The following is an 18,279-nucleotide window of genomic DNA, read 5'->3' as shown; positions in this document are numbered from 1 at the left end:
TTCTAATCATTAAAATTAAAGTAATACAGTTCTAAATAAGATTTGTTATATGACAAAACACTTTCGAGATAATCGAGTTCTATAGTAATTACATTCTCCATACTTTGAATATACTGGAAGAAGTCTATTTCGCCGTTTTTATAACTCATCTCGGCAGTTTTAAGAATCTCCTGAGATAGATTTTTTCCGTTCTCGTTATAATACCTTATCATTTCCTTATGCTGATCCAATTCTGCTTGCTTTTGCATATAGAAACGCTCCATTTTTATTTCTTTATTGCTGCGTTCATCTTCCCAACTTAGCAGGTCGAGTTTTGCCGTTTTCTTTTTCGCAATATTCCCCGAAAAAAACAAGGGAATAGATACGCCTATCTGGAAACCATTCTGATAGTATCCTAAACCTCTATTGGTTCCCGTAAAAAGCTCTATATTAATATCGGGGAGCCAATTATGATTTTGTAGTTTCATTTGCGATTGATATGTCCGGCTAACCCTTTCCATATATTCCGTTTGGAGGCCTCGGCCTATACTCGCATCATCAAAATAGAGCAGTTCAAGATCATCTTTGTTTATCTGCGGAATTTCGTCACTTTGAACCAAAGCCTTTAATTGCTCATAGCTTGCCCTTTTCCGGCTTATCAACTGAACTAAAGTAGTATGTATCTGCTTTGACTTTGCCGTTGCCGTTATTTTTTCAAGATAGTTAGATTCACCTAATTCGAATCGGCGATTACCCGCCCTCGAAAACTCAGCATATAAAGTATCTAAATGCATATAAAGTTTTTCTTTATTCCGCAAATAGACAATGTCTTCGTATAGCTGTGATATATCAAGTCTCAGTTTATTTTTTTCTATTTCATATAGTGCTTTCTTTTGCTCCCATTGAGATTTATAAACGGTGTGTTGTGCTCCATATACGGTCGGAAACAAAAAAGTTTGTTCGATACCAAAAACACGCAGAGCTTTATCATTGCGAGCAATATTATTTTCATCATAACCGTAGTACACCGAAGTCTTATTAAAATCATAAGCTGTGCCCATATAAGCTTTGGCCGACTCTACTTGTAGTTGATACGATTTCAACCCTTTATTATTATTGAAAGCTTGCTCTATCAAATCGCTGAGTTCGGTATTCACATTCTGGCTGTATACAGAAGTACCTAACAGAATAAGGCTTGTTAAAGCGAGTATTCTAATATGTCTATTTCTCATTATTTCTCAGATTTTTATCAAACATTTTAAAAAGAACGGGTAATACAATCATGGTCAGCATGGTAGCTGTAAAAAGCCCCCCGATCACAACGGTAGCCAACGGTCGTTGCACCTCAGCTCCTGCGGAAGAAGATATCGCCATAGGAAGAAATCCTAAGGCTGCCGCCGCCGCTGTTAGTGTTACGGGACGCAGACGATCAATAGTCCCTTTCAATATCAATTCGTCAATACTATTCATACCCTTATGGCTCAACTCTTTCAAATGCTCTATCAGTACAATTCCATTTAAAACAGCTATACCAAACAACGCAATAAAACCCACTCCTGCCGAAATACTGAAAGGCATACCCCGCATCCATAGAAATAAAATACCACCTACGGCTGATAAAGGAATGGCTGTGAAAACAAGCATGGTTTCTCTGAGCGAACCAAACGCAAAATACAGTAGAATAAAAATAAGGCACAAGGCTACCGGTACAGCTATCATCAAACGATTTTTAGCATTCTGCAAATTCTCGAACTGACCACCATAGGTAACGTAATAACCCGAAGGTAGGTTAATCTTTGTATCAATTATTTGTGAAATATCTTTCACTACACTTTCCATATCTCTACTTCGAACATTTATCCCGATCACAACACGACGCTTAGTGTCATCACGTGATATTTTTGCAGGACCTTCAGTATAATCGACCTCAGCCAATTCGCGCAAAGGTACTTGTCCGCCTGTAGGAAGGGGAACGTAGAGGTTTTTCAAGTCTTCGATATCATTACGCAAGTCTTCCGACATCCTTACAACCAAATCGAAACGGCGCTCTCCTTCGAATACCGTACCAACAGTTTGTCCGGCAAAAGACATGGCAACTATATCATTTACATCCGAGATATTTAATCCGTATTGTGCTATTCGCTTGCGGTCATAAGAGACAGCCATTTGAGGAAGTCCGTCTATTTTTTCCACAATAATATCTGATGCCCCTTCAACATGTGCAATAGCATGTTTTATCTGCTCTGCTTTTTCTGCTAATACAGCTAAATCTTCTCCAAATATTTTCACAGCAACATCCGAACGTGAACCGGAGATCAATTCGTTGAATCGCATTTCAATAGGCTGAGTAAATTCGATATCCATATTGGGTATTATCTCCAGCTCTTTTTTGATCAAGTCTGCTAATTCATCTTTGGAACTTGCCGAAACCCATTCGCTTTTAGGTTTTAGTTTCACGATAATATCACTTTCTTCCATCGACATCGGATCGGTGGGAACTTCAGCCGCACCAATACGACTCACAATCTGATCCACTTCGGGAAACTTATCCAAAATTGTTTTCTCGATCAGAGTAGTTGTTTCGATTGTTTTAGTTAGCGAAGTCCCTGTTTTAAGGACTGGTTGAATTACAAAATCACCCTCATCTAATTGGGGTATAAATTCTCCTCCCATTCTCGAAAACACAAATAATGCAATAATCAACAAACCAACAGCAGCTGCCAATGTTTTGCGTGTATGCTTAAGTGCTAATGTTATTACAGGTAAATATAGTTTAACAAGCAAACTGATAATTCGGGCACTAATAGAATTGCGTCGTTGCTCCTGAGGTTTTAGTATCAACGACGATATAACGGGAACATAAGTCAAACAGAGGATCATAGCTCCAATTAAGGCGAAACTAAAAGTTAATGCCATCGGGCGAAACATTTTGCCTTCGACTCCAGAAAGTGAGAGGATAGGTATAAAAACAATAAGAATGATAAGTTGCCCGAAAATAGCAGAGTTCATCATCTTGGATGCACTACTTGCTGTTATCTCGTTTATTTCCCTTCGTCTTTCCGGAACAGATAAGTGAGAAAGAACACTAGCTTTAGAGGTTATCTGAAACGAAATAAATTCGACAATAATTACTGCACCGTCTATGATAATACCAAAGTCGATAGCTCCTAAGCTCATCAGGTTGGCATCTATTCCAAATATCCGCATCAGAGAAATAGCAAATAGCAAACACAGTGGTATAACCGATGCTACAACTAAACCCGAACGCATATTTCCAAGCAGTAACACAACTACAAATATTACGATCAGACATCCTAAGATAAGATTTTCGGCTACCGTAAAAGTTGTTTTCGCAACCAGCTCGCTACGCTCAAGAAAGGCATTAATATAGACACCTTCGGGTAACGAGGGCTGAATTTCCTCCACTCGCTTTTTTACAGCATCAATTACTTTCTTCGAATCGGCTCCCTTGAGCATCATTATTTGTCCCAGAACTTTTTCGCCCTCTCCGTTTCCTGTAATAGCGCCAAAACGATTAGCATTACCAAAACGAACGGTTGATATATCTTTAATCAGTACAGGGACTCCGTTTTTATTTTTAACAACTATATTCTCAATATCATATATGGAGTTTATTTTCCCTTCTCCACGTATAAAATAGCTTTGGTTGACCTTTTCGATATATGCTCCACCTGCTACGCTGTTATTTTTTTCTAATGCGGTTATAATTTCACCGGTCGTTATATCCATAGCTTTTAGTTGCGATGGATTAATGGCTACTTCATATTGCTTCAGATAGCCTCCCCATGTATTTATCTCTACAACTCCGGGAATACCCGACAATTGTCGTTTTACTATCCAATCCTGAATAGTGCGGAGGTCGGCTACTGAGTAGCGGTCTTTGTATTCGGGTTTTACGTCCAGTATATATTGATAAATCTCGCCCAATCCCGTTGAGATAGGTCCCATTTCGGGAGCACCAAAACCATCAGGAATAATCTCGGAAGCAGTCTTTATTTTTTCGGCAATCAACTGACGAGGCAAATAGGTTCCCATATCTTCATCGAACACAATAGTAACTACCGATAACCCGAATTTTGATACTGAACGGATTTCTTTTACTCCGGGCAGGTTCGCCATTTCCATTTCTATCGGATAGGTGATAAACTGCTCGATATCTTCGGTCGATAATTTTGTAGACGTAGTTATAACCTGCACCTGATTGTTTGTTATATCGGGTACAGCACCTATGGGTATGTTGAAGACTGAATATATGCCATAAAAAAATATGACAAGCGTAAATAGCAGAACTATAAGTTTGCGATTCAGACTGAAGCGTATAATCTTTTCTAACATCTACCTGTTTTTTAACGAGTAAAGGTAATGTAATGTTAAAAAACGATGCTTAAGATTTGCTTAAGATTGAGGTATCGCTAATGTTATTACAGTACCTTTGGCCTCTTGGCTGGCTATTTCAATTTTAATTTGAAGTAATTCACTGAAACGTTTAACGATGGCAAGTCCCAATCCAAAACCTTTGATTTGAGGGTGGTCGTTTTCGTATGAACGATAGAATTTATCAAATATTTTATCCATATCTTTCTGGGCAATGCCCATACCATTGTCTTTAATAACAAAAATTATAGTATTATTTTCGTTGGTAACATCAACCCTTATTATTCCCCCTTGTTCAGAATATTTTATGGCGTTGGAAAGTATATTATTGATAATTGTAGAAAATAAATAACTATCTGTCTTTATTCTGATATTTTCGGGTGTGATATTTGTATGTACCTGAATACCTTTATTCTGAATCTGACTCGAAAAACGTTTTAAACAAATAGAAACTAAATTCTCGACTGACGTATCTTCTAGTTTTAAAGACTGTTTCTGATTCTCATATCGTGTAAGTATAAGTAGTTCATCAACTAAATGATTCAGCCTATCCACTTCTTTGATACAATAATTGATTTTCTCTTCATATTCTTCCTGTCCTCGCGGCTTTCTGATCAGCACTTCCAACGTACCTTTGAGTACAGCCAGAGGTGTACGAAACTCGTGTGATGCATACGAAGTAAATGATTTTTCACGCTCGATAGTCTGCTCCACTCTGTCCAACAGATTATTGATGGTATCAGAAAGAATATATAGCTCGTCTTTATTATGAGGCAGAGGTATGCGTGAAATAAGATTGTCGCGGGTTATGGCATTCGATGTCTCAATAATATCATTGATAGGTTTGATGCTCCTTCCTGCAATAATTCGAGCAACAAAGAACAATATCAGAAGGATGAAAGGGTAAGAGATTAATAGTACATGCCTCAAACTTTCCAGAACGACTGTCGATCCTTCTATCGATACAGCCACCAACAGATAACCTGCAATTTCATCGTCATCGTATATAGGAACTTGTTCCTGTCTTATTTTCTTGTCGGCAAGTTTACCCTCCGTCACTATATTATCAACATAGTTTGGGGTGTACAAAAGTTCACTGTCTTTCAGGTTGGGAGACTTATCAATGAGCTTACCTTCGGCATCCAGAAATTCAATAAATACAGGGTCTACCCCCACTGTATTGTGCTCACGCTCCATCCACTCGGTATGCTTTCGTAAAGCAATAACTCCATCTTTTACTTCTATTTCTTTCGAATGACGATCGACTTCACGCTGTAAATCCTGATCAAGATGATTGGATACGCTAATTTTCACCACAACATAAATGATCATAAATACAACTCCAATCAATAAAGCTGTACTTATGATGTAATTAAATGCTATTCTATTTTTAAATGAAAAATTATACATACTTTCAATCATTTGCTATATAACCAACTCCCCGTATCGTTTTTATATATCCATTGTCTTTATCCATATTCAACTTCTTGCGAATTGCATTGATAAAAACATCAATAACACCCGTGTCATATTCAAAATTTATATTCCACACATGCTCTATTATCTGATCACGGGAGCAGACTATTCCTTTATTCTTTATAAGATACTCAAGCAATTCAAATTCACGCTGAGTAAGAGCAACCTCTTCGGTGCAACTCGTAACCTGATAGGTCGATTTATTAAGTGAAATAGAACCTAAAGTGAGTAATCCGTCTTCTTTTCTTTTACGAAAATGAACTTTGATTCTTTCCAATAGTTCATCAAAGCTAAAAGGTTTTTTTATATAATCGTTTGCTCCGGATTTTAATCCTTTGATCGTTTCTTCTACGGTATCTTTGGCAGTTAAAAATAGAATAGGAATCTCTGTATTTTCTCGACGAATAGCTTCGCAGACTTCGATTCCCCCCATACGAGGCAACATCCAGTCGAGAAGTATCAGATCAACCTGATTATTGTTAAAGTATTCCAAACCCTTTTCGCCATCAACGGCGATGGCTGTACTATATCCCTCTTCTTCAAGACCTTGTTTCAGAAAATTATAAATACCGGATTCGTCTTCGATTATAAGAATGTGCATAGTTCTATTGTTTACTGAATGGCACAAAGATAAAATATTTTACTTGTCTTTGTCTTTCTATGTATTTTTTTATGCTAATTATCAAATAGATGGATAATATGGTTACACTACAAAAATATACTAAAAAACAAAAGAGGATGAATCACATGGTGATTTCATCCTCCGTTTACTGCTCTTTGAATAATGATGACAAGTATTTCTAATTATACTATATCTAAAATTATCATTTGATTATTTTTTACTTTTTCAAAGAATCCATATCGATAACAAAGCGGTATCGCACATCGCTCTTCAACATTCTTTCATAAGCGGTATTGATGTCTTGCATGTTGATAATTTCTATTTCGGAAACAATATTATGCTCTCCGCAAAAATCAAGCATTTCCTGAGTTTCGGCAATACCTCCGATAACTGAAGCAGCTACAGCTCTTCGTCCCATAATCATAGGAACAGTATTTAACATTGGGTCTAAATCTCCCAGATATCCAACCAACACAAGTGTACCGCTTATTGCCAATGTTGCGACATAAGGATTCACATCATGTGCGTAAGGCACTGTATCGATTATCAGATCGAACTTTCCTAATACCGATTTCATTTGTTCTGCATCGGTAGAGATTACAACATTATCAGCTCCAAGCTCTTTTCCATCTTTAACTTTCCCTTCCGATCTCGAGAATAAAGTAACATCTGCTCCTAAGCCCTTAGCCAGTTTAATTGCCATATGTCCAAGTCCGCCAAGTCCTACAACCGCAACTTTACTTCCTTTGCCTACTTTCCAATGTCTGAGGGGTGACCAGGTAGTAATACCTGCACATAACAAAGGTGCGACAGCTGCCAGATTCAAGTTGGTTGGAATTTTCAATACAAAATGTTCGTCTACTACCACTTTTTGAGAGTAACCGCCAAAAGTATGCCCTCCTAAATGCTTGTCATGTCCATTATAAGTACCGGTAAATCCATTTAAGCAATATTGTTCCAAATCATGGTCACAACTATTACATTCTCTACATGAATCGACAAGACATCCAACTCCGGCTAAATCTCCAACCTTCAATTTGGTTACCTCATTACCTACTTTAGTTACCCTGCCAACTATTTCGTGTCCGGGAACTACCGGGTAGACAGATCCTCCCCAATCGTTACGTGCTGTATGTAAGTCTGAATGACAAACACCACAATAGAGAATTTCTATTTCAATATCTTTAGCCGTTACTTCACGACGTTCAATACTCATTTCTTTCAAATCAGCATCAGCTGCTATTGTTCCAAATGCTTTAACGTTACTTGTTTTCATATTCGTTTATTTTGTTTCTATAATTATTCTAATATTAATTTTTTTCCGGTAATCCTTGCAGGAGTAGTATCTACAATGCTATTAGCAGGTAGTTTTTTATTTACAACTGCCTCCTTACTGCTACAATAGCACTTTTAGAGTCACTATACAAAGTTAAGCGGTAAATCGCATCACAAGTTTGCCAGAAAGCTCAAATAATTTTGTTTTGTGGCTCAAACCAATTTTGAAGGAGCATGCCCAAATGCTTCTTTATATGCCTTAGAAAAATGAGATAGATTTTTGAATCCAACTTCGAGGTAAACATCCGAAACTTTTTTATTTTCATCGTTAATTTTATCGTATGCTACACTTAGTCTTTTCTCAATCAACCATTTTTGAGGAGAAGTAGAGCTAATCTTTTTAAAATCACGTTTAAAAGTTGCAAGGCTTCGTCCAGTAAAGTTGGCTATTTCTTCTATCGACAATTCATACATATAATTGTTGTTCATAAAATCGAGAATATCAATCTTCCAAGGTTCTGTAAAATCGAACAAGTATTGATAAAATACTTTATCCATATGTAAAAGGGTTATAATTCCTTCTTGGACTTTCAGATTCATCATTTCATCAGCAGGCTTAATTGCTGAATCGAAATAAGGAACCATCGATTGAAACAAGCTGGTTACATCGGGACTTTGGCTAAGCTTTACAACACTTACATTCTTTTTGATTACTTCTGTCGGAATTTTACTTTTGTCAAGCGTTTGATAAAAGTCTCTCAAAAAACTACGTTTAAATTTCATAAATATAGCTCTGAAAGGCTCTTCTTTGTCAAACAGAGGCTGTTTTGTCATGTTCACCCGATTGTCTTTTTTCAGGAAAACACATTCACCTTTACGTACTACCGTCCGTTTGCTCTTTTCCTGCAATATAAATTCGCCCGAATAAACATATACAAGTGTATGATCAAAAACCATAGGACGACAATATCTTTCTTTGTCGAAGTAATAACTGAAAAATATATCAGAGTAACTGAATGTTAGAGATTCACTGCGTTCGGGTTCCATTATGTAATTTTTTCACAAAGATAATACTTTGTTTATTGGCTCAACTATTGCAGAAAATAAAATAAACTTGTTATAATACAGGGCTTAATCTTTCAAATCCCTTTAACTGCTATTTCAATATTTTTTTGTCGCAATATTCTTAGCCATACCTTTAAAAATAAAAGCATGAAAAGGGAGAACCGAATACCAATAGAGACGCCCAAGCAATCCCAAAGGGCGAAAGGTAGCTGTTTGTACCAATTCATTATGAGTATTGATCTTAAATTCTAACCAAGCTTCGCCCGGTAGCTTCATTTCGGCATATAACAGCAAGCGTTTTTTATCTTTGTCTGCAACCAATATCCGCCAGAAATCAAGAGCTTCACCCGGAGATATATCCGTATCATTCTTTCTACCCCGTCTAATACCTGTACCGCCGACCATTTTATCTAATAAACCGCGAATAACCCATAACCAATTGGCATAATACCAACCTCGTTTGCCTCCAATAGCAAATATATTATCTAAAGCAAGATCGGGATTATCGAGTTTTACGATTCGTTTATCATGGAAACATCCCTTTTGAGGAACCGAAATATATGCCGATATACCTTCTCTAAGGGTTTCGCTGGTCAAGGCATCCGTCCAACTTGACAATACCTGGTTTTGATCTATCCTATCAAAAGCTAACTCTATGGCTTCATTATACGGTATAAGTCTTATAGGGATTAGCTCTCCGAGTTTATTCGGTTGACAAATGACTTCGACACTCATGCTTTTAACCAGATTTTTAGCTAATGAAAAGTTGGTCGAGGTTACAAAATATAACCAATGAGAGGAAAGATTAGGAGTCATTAAAGGTACTACCAAGATATGACGCTTCAATTTTCGAACTTCGGCAAATTGCAATAACATTTGCTTAAAAGTTAACACGTCAGGTCCTCCGATATCAAAACTTTGATGATACGTTTGCTCATTAAGCAATACTCCCGACAAATATTGAATCACATTGCGGATAGCTATCGGCTGACACTTTGTTTTAAGCCATCGAGGTGCAATCATTATCGGTAGTTTCTCTACCAGATCGCGCATTATTTCGAAAGAGGCACTTCCTGATCCTACAATTATACCTGCTTTCAAAGTAGTTAATGCCACGCTGCAATCGGAAAGGATCGTTTCAACATTTTTACGTGACTGCAGATGTTTTGACAAATGATCATCATTAACAATCCCACTTAAGTAGATTATCTGTTTGGCATCAGTGGTCTCAATACCTTTAACGAAATTTTGTGCCGATTGCTGTTCCATTTCACTAAAATTACCTGACGAGGTGGACATGGAATGTATCAGATAATAAACCACATCAATATCTGAGGGTATATTAATTAATGACTCCGGTTTCAGAAAGTCAACTTCAACCTTTGTTACCTGTTTTTGCCAGTGATCCTCAATATGAAACCTTCTCGCATCTCGTACACAACACACAATTGTATGACCAGCATCGACAAGAACAGGCAAAAGACGTTGAGCAATATATCCGGTTGCACCGGTCAATAATATTTTCATTACAAAGTTTGTTTGCTATAAAAACAATAATACTGCTACTATTGTTTGTTTTCAGTGAAAACATAATAGCCAATTACTGAATCAGTATAAGAAAACATTTGTTCCGTCTGCTCTGGATACTCTCCATTCATACTTATATAAACAATTCCACAAGAAAGTGCCTCATCAAATTTAAGTATTTATAAAAATGAGATTAAGCATAAAAACGACCAAACGCATTATATAATCGTTTGATCGTTTTTATATGAATAGTACTTTATATACTACCTAAAGTTACTTCTTCGGACTAGAAGCCTTGAACCATTTCAGTTGTTGGTATTCGTTATTAAAAAACGGATATTTTTCCTGAGAAATATAGGTTGTGAGGCCCGAATGCTTTTTGATATCAAAACCATTGTAGTCTTTCATAAAAGAGGGAGTTGCATTTTTCCAGACAATACAATTCGAGATCAAAGCTGATAATTCATTTTTCTGCTTATCTGTTTCCAGAAGTGAGCTGTAATAGTCTTCAAAATCAAAGAACAAACGATAAGAGTACCTGTCGAAGTACTGTATTGTATTTATATCAATACTATTGTCCTGATTACAATTACTTTTCACCCAATCAGCTAAAGAGTTGAGTTGTGATGTATTGATAATGGAGAATGTTGCCGACCGCATATACCCTGACCTATTATCGAACCATGAAAAAGCATCTTCGCCAAAAGCTCGCAAACCTGATAAAGACCCCGATAAATGATTTATGTTCTTAGGATATATGTAAGTAAAGCCGGGAGAAACAATTTCAGCGGAAGATGCTAAAATATAGTCGGTCTTGTCTTTTAACTCATAAGCGACTTCGATTCCTGACATGAAACAGGCTTCGAATATAATATAATCGAACGTTTTATCGGGGATAGCCTGAGCAAAGTCAGATAATTCCATCTCTTGTTTTTTATCCATTACAATGGATCGGGGGCTCGTCAATGTACCTCCGGGTAACCAACCCGAAGCATGAGAAAATACAATCAAGCCATATGACGGAGACGGATAAAGATTGGTAACCTCCCTTATTACACGAGATAAAACTTCTTTACTTGCCGAATTTTCTTCGTCATAATTGCGGATTATTTTTTTCGTATTCTGCCCGTTTTCTCTAACAATTTCTATTAAAGATGGATTTGCATCAGCAGGATCAGTATATATCAATAATTTTTTTTCGGCTCCGCCTTGCCATCCTTCTCTGATAGACTCTATTTTCTGATAAGTTTCGGATGATAAATTATTATCACCTCCCAGATACACCAAAATTACATGTTGAGTGGATGCAGGCAATACATAATTGCTGTTATCATCTTTCTCACAGGATATGAAGAATATCCCGAAAAAAGCAATCAAAACTATTTTTATTATTTTATTCATTTTCTATTTATAAGTTAAACAGGTGTGAGACCTTAATTAATCGGTATATAATAAGTTTTTAAAATAACCCATGCGAACTTCACAGTCCACATGGATTGATATAGATGTTAATAGACTAACTGTTTAAGGATCTAAACAACAACAATACGGATTAGATCTATTAACTCTATGGACTCTGGATTAATTCGTCTAAATGTTTTGGATTAAGTTTGTATCTTTTAAGTTACTGAATTGGTCTATTACCACTCCATTTTTATCTATTACAAACATCATTGGTGTAGCTGCTATACCAAAACGTTTGAAGTTTATTCCGTTGAACGACTGATAGTCGCAAAGTTTATCTGGCCATGGATATTTAGCGATTTTCTTTTCGAAGGTATCCTTGTCCCCATCTGCCGATATAGTCACTATTCTAACTCCTTTAGCTTTCAGTTTATCGTAGTTATGATCTAACTCTTCTAAAAGATTCTGGCATATTCCGCAACTTCCATCGTAAAATAAGACTAAAGTCGAATTTACACCTTCCAAAGGTTGTAACCCTTCAATCTGAGGAGCTTTATTACCCGGTAATTTTGTCGAGATAAACAGGCGTGTAGCTATTTCGCTATATTCATCAGAGGATACATCTACGCCGTAGGGATAAGCTACAATAGAAGCAGCAACATTCGGATATTCTGCCAGAGTATTACTATTAGCAATGGCTTTTATAAAAACCTCGATGTCTTTTGGTGATTGCTTTTCGAGACGGTCTATCAGTTTTTTAGAATCTCTTACCAAATCTTCTGTAGCACTCCTATCTATGTATGCTTTTGTCCACACATTTATATATTCTTTTGTAAGACCGAGCGAATCAAGTTCAACAAAATTGAGTGAATCAATCGTATAAGAATTTGCTTTTGCTATTTCTTCGGAAGATTTGCTTTTGATCATCTTGTTAAAGACTTTCTCTATATAATGCTGTTCCTGTTTTCCGCACGAAGCAACAGTAATTGCCAACAGCAGAAGTATACTAGATATAACTAAGTTTCTTTTATTCATTTGAATTTATTTTTCTTTGTTTTTTTTAGCTTCTACAAAGATAAACATAGCTTTCCCGGATAAACTAAATCACTCATTAGAAATATATTAGAATTCAAATTCTCTTTTTGATGATTTATATATTGCAATCAAAAATCAACAACGAAGAACCATATTCTCCGTTGTTGATTATATACTGATTTGTATTATTTTAGTTCTGAACACATCGCACAGGTAAAAATGCCATAGTACTATTACCACTCTGAGTAGTTAAGTTGGATGAAGTTCCAATTAGGTTTGTTCCACCATTTATCCACCAATACCCTCGTTGTGACCAAAAATTCCAACGATAAGAATATCCTCCCGAGTTGTAATATAAAGCAGCTCCGGTCAAAGCAGCAGTCGCACTGTTTGAATTTAGACCCAGAACAGAGGGTCCCGCCCACCATTGAGCACCTTTAGTTCCATTGTTTTGCGATATATCAGTAGTGACAGCAGAGACTAAATCTGCAGCTTCTCCAGCCGTTGGCAAATGCCAGCCGGTAGGACATGCTGAATTTCGATTACTATCCCCATAATAATACTGTCCATTACTTGTTCCCGGCGAATAGGTCGACCCATTCGTCCATGTGGTTCCACTAATAACTCCTCCGAAATTCACAGCATTTGATGTTCCTTCTCTTGAGTTTTCCACCATCCAGCATTTCGTTCCATATTTGTGGGTCATATACGTATTATTACCAATCTTTAATGGTGCTGCAGTTCCTCCTGCTCCACACGCTATAGGGTTTATCGTAACATTAACATCGGCATATTTGCCACTAGGATCGTAAAATGTAAAAGTTATGCTTGCCCCCACATCCGTAGCAGTAGTTACCTGCTTCAATGTAAACAGGAATGTATCTCCGGTCTGGACATTATATCCGCCGTTTTGACTCGCATCAAAAGATGCTAACAAATTTTGGCTATCGGTTATACTTTTTACTTTCCAAAGGCTATTTGACTTGATATTCAGACTTTGTTGAGTACCATCAAGTATATAATCATCTTTCAATGTAGCCTTCAGTCCATAGCGTATCTGACGCAGGTAAATTGTTTTGGATTTAAAATTGACCCCATTCGACACTAAAAAGTCTATTTTAGAAGATTTCTCGATCAGAGGATTATTATTAATTTCAGTCTGAGTAAACGCTGTCGGCCTAATAGTATAGGTTTGTTTACCTGTACCGTTTGCAGTCGTTTTTATAAAGGTTCCTTGTCCGGGAGTATCCGATCCTGTATAGAAACTAAATGGACTTCCCGATAAGCCTGTGCTTGACAAATCACATTCCACATTAATCGGCATCCAAGAAGCTGTAAATTGTTGTGCTGTGGGAACTTCATTGGCTGTTTGACTCACAAATATAAGTTCGCCGATTTCTTCGCCATTCACTACATCCTTAATAACTAAAGATAAGGGGGGAACTAAGTTTTGGTTCACTTCAATAACATAAGTAAGTCTTCCGGCACTGATATGAATATATCCTTTGCGTTGTTGTCCCGAATTATTCTCTGTTAAGAATATCTGCATATTTGTAGTTACGCCGGCATTACCGCTACTTACCGATGTTGTTAACCAATCGGTTATAGGGTTACCACTATCATCTACAATAGACGATACCTTCCACCCTTGTACGCTTCCATCGTTACTCTTATAGTCGGTAGTAATTTTCACTGTATTTCCGTCACTATATGCGTTGTAGACACTTTTCGTAAAATCAAACTTTCCTTGAGAAACCGCAAGCATAAACTGTCCGTCGAACTCGATATTCCCTATAGCAGCCTCATCCCATACAACAACCTCTGCTTCGATATTAATAGGTCGTGAGTTGAATGCCTCTTCCTTAGTAGAATACCCCGCCGATTTCACTTTAGTTATATTAATGGTGTATAAATGGTTACGCAATATATCCAGATAGTTCTTTCCATTAGCTATATCGACACGGTAATAACTAACCGTAGCTGCTCCATCGTATTTACCTCCTACTACCAGAGTAGTTACTTTACTCATATCTACTTCAGACTGGTTTTTAGGAACTACCGATTCGAAAGTATATATATTATTCAGGATACTATTGTTGGTAACGATACCCGAGCCTTCATAACTGATCGGTCCTTTGGTGGTAACACCTATCACCGTAGGTTTATCAACGGTTGATCTGCTACCCGAAACCAGATTGGCTTGATCGGGGGCAATTCGTCCGGCAGTATAATAGTTGTATAGAGATACACTCGATAGAGCAAAGTTACTTTCGGTTATCGAAGGGTCTATTTTCACATTGATTTTACCAACCATGCGAAGTAGTTTCAAATCGGTAATCGTTGTATTATCTTGGATTACTATGTTGTTTGTAGTCTCTCCCCACATTGGAATGGGAAGATATCCCTCAGTTCCATTGTTTACATTCCATTTATTTACACCTGTCAATTGTAATTGTTGCATTACAACATCTTTTGATGTTCCTACCGCAATACCTCCGACAAAAATATTATCCAGCTCATCTTTTGCATTTGCGAGAGCAACAAAACGATATGTTTGGGTACCATCTTTTTTCAGGGTAACAATAAATTTCTTTTTATTATTGGCTCCATCATCCACTATCGACCCTTGCTCGGCCTGTGCACGGTAAGCGAAGGTTTCGTCATTACCATTTACCTTAAAAGCTAAGATATCAATAGTTTTCACTTCGTTCTCATCATTCTCATCCAAGGCATAAGTCTTTGGCATTTGAGCAGGCATGTTTATACTAAATGGTACTTTCACTTCTCCCTCTTTAGTTGGCGAAGGATAATTTCCATCTTCATGGTCGTCAACGCAACCGGCTAAAGCCACGAATAAGAATAGTATATAAAAAAATAACTGTTTCATTAGTTCTTCTGTTTTTTCTATTTAAAATCTGATTCTGTTATAATTCAGCACTTTCCTCATTAACAACCCATCCATTGATAGATATTGTAATACCTACATGTGGTGGTCCGGGATTAGGCATTGGTATAAAAGTCAATAGAATATCATATACATGTGTATTATCAATATCAATTACAGTTCCATTAGCATTTATATTAGCGATCAAGTCCATTAATTTTGCCTGATACACTACAATCCCTGTTATCGGATTATCTATTTTCAGTATAGGATCTTTACGTTCTTCGCTCAGTCTGAGTATATTTTGTGTACCGGATAACTCCGAATCGTCTCCTATTTGCATAGAACTTATATAGTGAACCTCATCTGTATTCGAGGCAAATGAATTATCAAATTTATAGATGCCATTACGTGCAGTGATAGTCATTTGGTAATTGGAACCAACAGGCACGAAATTCTTTGTTTTTACATTAATTGTATTTATATCTTGAGTAAGAGATAATCTTACTTTCTGATCTTTTTGATCTGTTATATTTACTGATGTTTCATAAGCCTGAAACAAGGCATGTGGATTTGTACGGACAATGTCCTCATTATCTTTTTCGATGTATACCCGCATTTCTTCCAATGTCGAATATTCATTTTGGTTGTAAGGTTTTTCGAGATTTACCCATGATACAAAAGTGTAAATACCCGGATTTAAGAATAGAGTCATATAATAATCAGAACTAAACGATGGCTGTGCATCATGCTCTGTACGTAAATAATTCCCTTTTTCATCGAATATAAATAACTTTATATCCTTTACCTCTTCGGGGTTTAGCATTGTACCTGCATAGCTTTTTGCTGTGGGGGTAAAATAAATACGAATACCATTATTTTCAGGAAGACAGTCTTCCAGTTTCTGATCAATACACGAATTGAGCATTGGTAACAAAAGTGTCAAAAATAATAGTGGTATATAATTAAATCGTTTCATTATAAATTTCTTTATAAGCAATTGGCTCATTCGTTTCAAAATGATGTTTTATCTAATAATTGATAATCATGTAAAAAATAATAGAAAGAAGCCTTTAGGTTAATCCGTACCGCAAGGCAATAGTACCTTGCGGACGGTATTAACTGTTTGGGGAATTTGTTATGCTAAACGTATTCCGTTATAATCTTATTAGATCTCAGTATCTTGAGTATTTTCAACCCAAGGTTCAACTACGATATCCACAGTAATGTTAGTTGGTTTAGAGATTGGGTGAGTAGGATCAATAATGTTATCACCACCTTCACCGACACCATTAACAGCTGTAATGTTTACTTTATAAAGGTTATTACGATAGATGTTGTAATCTACAGCAGGATTCAAATATGCTTTGTAGTAGCAATATCCGTCAGTATAAGTAATCATCGTTGAAGCAGAACCTCCATTTATTTCAGTATTGTAATCAGCTGCATCCGCTTGACTTAAGAAGTAATATTTCACACCTGCATTTACTACCACATAAAATGTTTGAGGAGTAGCCGGAGTTGTTTCGTTAACCAATCCGCTAGCGCCATTTCCTGCTGTAGCTAATTTCACGACTTTACTTGGTAAGAATTTAGCACGGATAGAAGCATAAGTTGAAAATCCTTCAAGACTTTGAGCAGATGCGTTTTCTAAAGCATAGGATACATTTCCGGCAGTAATAGCAGTACCAGATGCATTAACCGCTTTATAAGAATTTTCTTTATAGAAATCAGCTAGTGTGCTGGCAGGGCTATAGCCTGATACGCTAGGAAGCATATAATACAATTTTGTAATATTACTTAACGAAAACTGTAAGTCTGAAACAGTTCCACCCAGTACATTATACTGTAGTGCAGCTCCTTTTTCTACTGATACTTTAGCTAATAAACGTGCTACAGTTGCAGATACTTTGTTAGCTGTTGAAGCAGTAGGATCGGTAGATTCTACAAATGTTGCGATTGAAGCCACTTTGTTAAACATCGCAAATCCGTTTGTAGGATTCATAAGATCATTTGCACTTGATACTTGTTGTATTGCTGTCAAGCCTCTGCTTGCAACATCTCTTGCTAATTCGTCAGATAAGTTAACACCTACATAAATTTTCTTAGCTCCCACAGTTGTAGCAATTGTTCTGTTAGCAGTATATTCATTGCTTGTAGAAGGAGTAAAATCTGAACCGTTTAAACGCTCACGTTTTTCAAATACATCAGCATCGTTAAAGATAAATACATCCACTGTGTTCATTTTAGTTTCGTCAACCGTAGCATTTGGATCTGCTGCATATGTTTTTGGTTGAGCTATCGAAAGCGTGAATGTTGTTGCTTTACCAGTTTGAATCGGATTACCACCGTTACCAGTTATATCGTCATCGTTTGAACAACTTGTGAAACCTGCTGCCAAGACAGCTGTTGCCATTAAATAATTAAAAAATACTTTCATCGTTTGATTGTTTTAAATTAATTTTTTTTTGATTCTTTGTTTATAAATTATTTATCTAATAATTTCTGTTTACAGTTTTTTTATACTTTATTTCTGTTTTGACATTATCGACTGTTCTAATTTATAATGCAAAACTAAGCATATCATTTGAGGAACATCTTATAGATTCCGTTAGAA

12 protein-coding genes are annotated in these 18,279 nt (G+C 36.6%); all 12 read right to left on the bottom strand.

Annotation, left to right across the window (positions count from 1 at the left end):
- Nucleotides 1–2 precede the first annotated feature (2 nt).
- Complete coding sequence (locus G7051_RS18185; RefSeq protein WP_221412913.1) at nucleotides 3–1,211, bottom strand: TolC family protein; 1,209 nt, start codon at nucleotides 1,209–1,211, stop codon at nucleotides 3–5.
- Nucleotides 1,201–4,335: an efflux RND transporter permease subunit gene (locus G7051_RS14660; RefSeq protein WP_221412912.1), complete on the bottom strand. Its 3,135-nt coding sequence runs from the start codon at nucleotides 4,333–4,335 to the stop codon at nucleotides 1,201–1,203. The genes G7051_RS18185 and G7051_RS14660 overlap by 11 nt, the downstream gene beginning before the upstream one ends.
- Nucleotides 4,336–4,395: 60 nt before the next feature.
- Entirely contained in the window at nucleotides 4,396–5,784 is a 1,389-nt protein-coding gene (locus G7051_RS14655; protein ID WP_166201410.1) for a HAMP domain-containing sensor histidine kinase, read from the bottom strand.
- 4 nt (nucleotides 5,785–5,788) lie between these two features.
- Complete coding sequence (locus G7051_RS14650; protein WP_166201408.1) at nucleotides 5,789–6,451, bottom strand: response regulator transcription factor; 663 nt, start codon at nucleotides 6,449–6,451, stop codon at nucleotides 5,789–5,791.
- A 238-nt stretch (nucleotides 6,452–6,689) separates the two neighbouring features.
- Nucleotides 6,690–7,748 carry an NAD(P)-dependent alcohol dehydrogenase gene (locus tag G7051_RS14645; protein ID WP_166201406.1) on the bottom strand — a complete coding sequence of 353 codons (1,059 nt, stop codon included), beginning with the start codon at nucleotides 7,746–7,748 and terminating at the stop codon, nucleotides 6,690–6,692.
- 212 nt (nucleotides 7,749–7,960) lie between these two features.
- Nucleotides 7,961–8,794, bottom strand: coding sequence for an AraC family transcriptional regulator (locus G7051_RS14640; protein ID WP_166116601.1), 834 nt, complete (start codon nucleotides 8,792–8,794; stop codon nucleotides 7,961–7,963).
- Nucleotides 8,795–8,908: 114 nt separating this feature from the next.
- Nucleotides 8,909–10,339 carry an SDR family oxidoreductase gene (locus tag G7051_RS14635; RefSeq protein ID WP_166201404.1) on the bottom strand — a complete coding sequence of 477 codons (1,431 nt, stop codon included), beginning with the start codon at nucleotides 10,337–10,339 and terminating at the stop codon, nucleotides 8,909–8,911.
- A gap of 273 nt (nucleotides 10,340–10,612) precedes the next feature.
- A complete protein-coding gene (locus tag G7051_RS14630; RefSeq protein ID WP_166201402.1) occupies nucleotides 10,613–11,740 on the bottom strand; it encodes a clostripain-related cysteine peptidase in 1,128 nt (375 codons plus the stop codon).
- 189 nt (nucleotides 11,741–11,929) lie between these two features.
- Nucleotides 11,930–12,778, bottom strand: coding sequence for a peroxiredoxin (locus G7051_RS14625; RefSeq protein ID WP_166201400.1), 849 nt, complete (start codon nucleotides 12,776–12,778; stop codon nucleotides 11,930–11,932).
- 190 nt (nucleotides 12,779–12,968) lie between these two features.
- Nucleotides 12,969–15,665 carry an FISUMP domain-containing protein gene (locus G7051_RS14620; protein WP_166201398.1) on the bottom strand — a complete coding sequence of 899 codons (2,697 nt, stop codon included), beginning with the start codon at nucleotides 15,663–15,665 and terminating at the stop codon, nucleotides 12,969–12,971.
- 37 nt (nucleotides 15,666–15,702) lie between these two features.
- Nucleotides 15,703–16,641 carry a FimB/Mfa2 family fimbrial subunit gene (locus G7051_RS14615; RefSeq protein ID WP_166201396.1) on the bottom strand — a complete coding sequence of 313 codons (939 nt, stop codon included), beginning with the start codon at nucleotides 16,639–16,641 and terminating at the stop codon, nucleotides 15,703–15,705.
- Nucleotides 16,642–16,830: 189 nt separating this feature from the next.
- Nucleotides 16,831–18,102, bottom strand: coding sequence for an Mfa1 family fimbria major subunit (locus tag G7051_RS14610; RefSeq protein WP_166116588.1), 1,272 nt, complete (start codon nucleotides 18,100–18,102; stop codon nucleotides 16,831–16,833).
- Between the last annotated feature and the right edge of the window lie 177 nt (nucleotides 18,103–18,279).

The organism is Dysgonomonas sp. HDW5B, from assembly GCF_011299335.1.
Taxonomy (GTDB): Bacteria; Bacteroidota; Bacteroidia; order Bacteroidales; family Dysgonomonadaceae; genus Dysgonomonas_A.
The sequence above is the reverse complement of the archived record's forward strand: the minus strand, read 5'-3'. Positions and strand labels throughout refer to the sequence as shown.

Excerpts from the sequence above, each read along its gene's own strand:
- G7051_RS14620 (WP_166201398.1), bottom strand. The coding sequence starts at position 15,665 with ATGAAACAGTTATTTTTTTATATACTATTCTTATTCGTGGCTTTAGCC.
- G7051_RS14640 (WP_166116601.1), bottom strand. The coding sequence starts at position 8,794 with ATGGAACCCGAACGCAGTGAATCTCTAACATTCAGTTACTCTGATATA.
- G7051_RS14660 (WP_221412912.1), bottom strand. The coding sequence starts at position 4,335 with ATGTTAGAAAAGATTATACGCTTCAGTCTGAATCGCAAACTTATAGTT.
- G7051_RS14655 (WP_166201410.1), bottom strand. The coding sequence starts at position 5,784 with ATGTATAATTTTTCATTTAAAAATAGAATAGCATTTAATTACATCATA.
- G7051_RS14610 (WP_166116588.1), bottom strand. The coding sequence starts at position 18,102 with ATGAAAGTATTTTTTAATTATTTAATGGCAACAGCTGTCTTGGCAGCA.
- G7051_RS14635 (WP_166201404.1), bottom strand. The coding sequence starts at position 10,339 with ATGAAAATATTATTGACCGGTGCAACCGGATATATTGCTCAACGTCTT.
- G7051_RS14625 (WP_166201400.1), bottom strand. The coding sequence starts at position 12,778 with ATGAATAAAAGAAACTTAGTTATATCTAGTATACTTCTGCTGTTGGCA.
- G7051_RS14650 (WP_166201408.1), bottom strand. The coding sequence starts at position 6,451 with ATGCACATTCTTATAATCGAAGACGAATCCGGTATTTATAATTTTCTG.
- G7051_RS14645 (WP_166201406.1), bottom strand. The coding sequence starts at position 7,748 with ATGAAAACAAGTAACGTTAAAGCATTTGGAACAATAGCAGCTGATGCT.
- G7051_RS18185 (WP_221412913.1), bottom strand. The coding sequence starts at position 1,211 with ATGAGAAATAGACATATTAGAATACTCGCTTTAACAAGCCTTATTCTG.
- G7051_RS14630 (WP_166201402.1), bottom strand. The coding sequence starts at position 11,740 with ATGAATAAAATAATAAAAATAGTTTTGATTGCTTTTTTCGGGATATTC.
- G7051_RS14615 (WP_166201396.1), bottom strand. The coding sequence starts at position 16,641 with ATGAAACGATTTAATTATATACCACTATTATTTTTGACACTTTTGTTA.